Origin of the sequence: Vannielia litorea, assembly GCF_018424695.1 — a bacterium.
Taxonomy (GTDB): domain Bacteria; phylum Pseudomonadota; class Alphaproteobacteria; order Rhodobacterales; family Rhodobacteraceae; genus Vannielia; species Vannielia litorea_A.
Genome location: NZ_QTNQ01000172.1, coordinates 1 through 2,894, shown reverse-complemented (window position 1 = coordinate 2,894; position 2,894 = coordinate 1). Strand labels below are relative to the sequence as shown.

General features: G+C 66.3%; 5 protein-coding genes. 4 read left to right on the top strand and 1 reads right to left on the bottom strand.

From position 1 onward, the window contains the following. A partial coding sequence (gene ppk2, locus DYI42_RS23650; RefSeq protein WP_213549555.1) for a polyphosphate kinase 2 occupies positions 1-907 on the bottom strand: 907 nt, incomplete at its 3' end. 157 nt (positions 908-1,064) lie between these two features. Between ppk2 and DYI42_RS23645 the strand changes: the two genes are divergently transcribed. From DYI42_RS23645 to DYI42_RS23630, 4 genes are all read left to right on the top strand, one after another. Continuing rightward, positions 1,065-1,688 (top strand): TIGR02453 family protein, encoded by a 624-nt coding sequence (locus tag DYI42_RS23645; RefSeq protein WP_213549553.1) that lies wholly within the window; start codon positions 1,065-1,067, stop codon positions 1,686-1,688. Positions 1,689-1,773: 85 nt separating this feature from the next. Further along, positions 1,774-2,022 carry a hypothetical protein gene (locus tag DYI42_RS23640; RefSeq protein ID WP_213549551.1) on the top strand — a complete coding sequence of 83 codons (249 nt, stop codon included), beginning with the start codon at positions 1,774-1,776 and terminating at the stop codon, positions 2,020-2,022. After that, on the top strand, positions 2,019-2,399 hold the full coding sequence (locus tag DYI42_RS23635) for a type II toxin-antitoxin system death-on-curing family toxin (RefSeq protein ID WP_213549549.1): 381 nt from the start codon (positions 2,019-2,021) through the stop codon (positions 2,397-2,399). The genes DYI42_RS23640 and DYI42_RS23635 overlap by 4 nt, the downstream gene beginning before the upstream one ends. A gap of 1 nt (position 2,400) precedes the next feature. After that, positions 2,401-2,838 carry a hypothetical protein gene (locus DYI42_RS23630; RefSeq protein ID WP_213549547.1) on the top strand — a complete coding sequence of 146 codons (438 nt, stop codon included), beginning with the start codon at positions 2,401-2,403 and terminating at the stop codon, positions 2,836-2,838. The last annotated feature ends 56 nt before the right edge of the window (positions 2,839-2,894 follow it).

Here is a 2,894-nt window from a genome sequence, read left to right as displayed (position 1 = left end):
CCCGCCGCATCTCCGGATGCAAAGCCGCCCCAAGGATATGATCCGCCCCATGCACCACATGCGCGCCCGAACTCACCAGCTTCGGGTCCGGCCCCTTTACGATTTTCATGTCGCGCCCCGGATACTCGAGGCTCGCGAGGAAATGCCGCATGCAGGCCAGCCGCGCCCGCTTCTTGTCGGCGCTCTTCACGATCGTCCACGGGGCATCGGCGGTGTCGGTGTAGAAGAACATCGCCTCCTTCGCCTCGGTGTAATCGTCCCACAGATCGAGGCTCGCCTTGTCGATGGGGCTGAGCTTCCAGCGCTTCAACGGGTCGGTCTCACGCGCCGCAAAACGCGCCCGCTGCTCCTCCCGCGTGACCGAAAACCAGTATTTGAACAGCCTGATCCCAGAGCGCACCAGCATCCGCTCCAGTTCCGGCGTCTGGCGCATGAACTCGAGGTAATCGTTGGGGCTGCAAAACCCCATCACCCGCTCCACGCCCGCCCGGTTGTACCAGGAGCGGTCGTAGAACACCATTTCACCCGCCGTCGGCAGATGCTCGATGTAGCGCTGAAAAAACCACTCCCCCTTCTCCTTCTCCGAGGGCTTGTTCAGCGCAACGATGCGCGCCTCGCGCGGGTTCAGGTGCTCCATGAACCGCTTGATCGTGCCGCCCTTGCCTGCCGCGTCACGTCCCTCGAAGAGCACAACCATCTTCTGGCCCGTCTCGGCCACCCATTTCTGCACCTTCAGCAACTCGGCCTGAAGCTCCGCCTTCTGGTGCTCGTAGCTGCGGCGCGAAAGCCGCTTTTCGTAGGGGTAGACCCCGCGCTCGAAGGCCTGCCGCAGCGCGTCGGGCTCGGGGCTGGGGAGCGGCGCGGCATCCGCGGCAAGGGTGGATTTCGGGGCGACGTCCTCGGGCATGGCTCTCTCCTTCTCTGTCCTGCCCCCGAGTCTACCCCCTGCCGCCCTTCCGCGCTTTGACACCGCTCAAAGCCGCGCCCTGTCAGCAGCCTTGCCTGCCCGGCTTGACGCAGCGCCGCCCGGCGCCAACCATTCACCCCAAATCCGGAGCCCGCCCATGTTCTCAACCCTCCTCCCCAACGCCCGCGCCTTCTTCACAGATCTGGCCGCCAACAACAGCCGCGACTGGTTCCTGGCCCACAAAGACAGCTACGACGCCAAAGTCGCCACCCCCGGCAAGGCCCTGGCCGAGGCGCTCTCCGCCCGCCTCACCGCGCTCACGGGCCACGAGATGCGCCCCAAGATCTTCCGTCAAAACCGCGACATCCGCTTTTCCAAAGACAAGAGCCCCTACAAGGCGCACCTCCACATGCTCTGGTCGGAGAGCGGAGACCGCGACACACCCGCCTTCTTCCTCGGCATAGACCCGGGCGCTCTCACCGCCGGCACCGGCCAGTTCGGCTTCGCCAAGCCCCAACTGGAGCGCTGGCGCGCCGCAGTCGCCGGCCCCGAGGGCGAAAAGCTCGCCGCGCTCATCGCCCCCTTCCGCCTCCGCGACCCCGAGCTGAAGCGCGTCCCCGCGCCCTATCCCGCCGACCATCCCCGCGCCCAGCTTCTGCGCCACAAGGGCTTCTCCGCCTGGCTCGATCTCGACCCGGACGATCCCCGCCCGGTCGACGAGATCGCCACCGACGCCTTCGAGCGCCTCGCCCCGGTCTGGCGCTGGTTGACCGCCCTCTAGGCTGGGCAATCTGCCCACCACCGCGCTGCTTGAAATTTCACCCACCAAAGTGTACATTTCAATGCACACTCAGGAGCGCACCGCCATGAACCGTATCTTCGCCAGCCAAACCTGCACCATGACCGAGCTGCGCGAGCCGCAGAAGGTGCTCGACCGCGCCAACGGCAAGCCCGTCGCCATCATGAAAAACTCCCGCGTCGTCGGCTACCTCGTCCCCGAAGCCGCCACGCCCGAGGAGGAGCCCCGCGTGGCGACGATGGACGAGGTGATGGAGTCGCTCGCGCGCCGCCATGACGTCAACCAGCCGGTCCTCGACTACCTGAAAGACAAATGACCTACCTGCTGCTCGACGCCGAAATCGTCGAAGCCATCCACGACAAGGTTCTGAACCCCGGCGAACTCCCGGGCCGCGCCCTCGACAAGTCGCTCGACGGCGCCCTCGCTCGCGTCGACAACCGCCTCTATTACGGCATGATCGAAGACATCTTCGACCTTGCCGCCGCCTACGCCCAGGCCATCGCCTGCGGCCACTGCTTCAACGATGCCAACAAGCGCACCGCCCACCAGTCGATGGATGTCTGCCTCGACCTCAACGGCGTCCAGATCACCTGGAACCATACCGAGGCCGGCGACAAGATCATCGCCCTCGCCCAGCGCAAGCTCGACGATATCGACCTCGCCCGCTGGCTGCGCGAAAAATCCCGCCCGTAGGGTGGGCAATCTGCCCACCACCCCGCACGCCGAAAGCCCCGACATGCGCCTCCTCACCGCCGCCCTCATGCTCACCGCCGCCCCGGCCCTCGCCGAAACCTACGCCTGCACCGTCTCGGCCTTCACCACCTTCTCGCAGAGCGACACCGCCTTCATCGAGGCCAACCAGCGCAAGACCTACGAGCTCACCCCCGAGGGCAACAGTGTGACCCTCACCATGCGCTCCGCCGATTTCGAGGGTTACACCGCCACCTACACCGTCACCCGCCGCGAGATGCTCGACACCATCGCCGAGCGCGAAGGCCGCACCGGCGTCAACCTCCTCGTCCTGCCGCCCCGCCCGGCAGACGAGATCGACCGTGAAGGCGCATTCAAAGCCACCCTCACCGCCCAGGGCAGCCACTACACCAACAGCTGGTTGCTCGCCTGCACCCGTTGACCCTGCCCCGCACCGGCCAGATGGCCCCTCGTCATCCTCGGGCCTGACCCGAGGAT

Coding starts and splice junctions, on each gene's coding strand:
- DYI42_RS23640 (WP_213549551.1), top strand. CDS start 1,774: ATGAACCGTATCTTCGCCAGCCAAACCTGCACCATGACCGAGCTGCGC.
- DYI42_RS23645 (WP_213549553.1), top strand. CDS start 1,065: ATGTTCTCAACCCTCCTCCCCAACGCCCGCGCCTTCTTCACAGATCTG.
- DYI42_RS23635 (WP_213549549.1), top strand. CDS start 2,019: ATGACCTACCTGCTGCTCGACGCCGAAATCGTCGAAGCCATCCACGAC.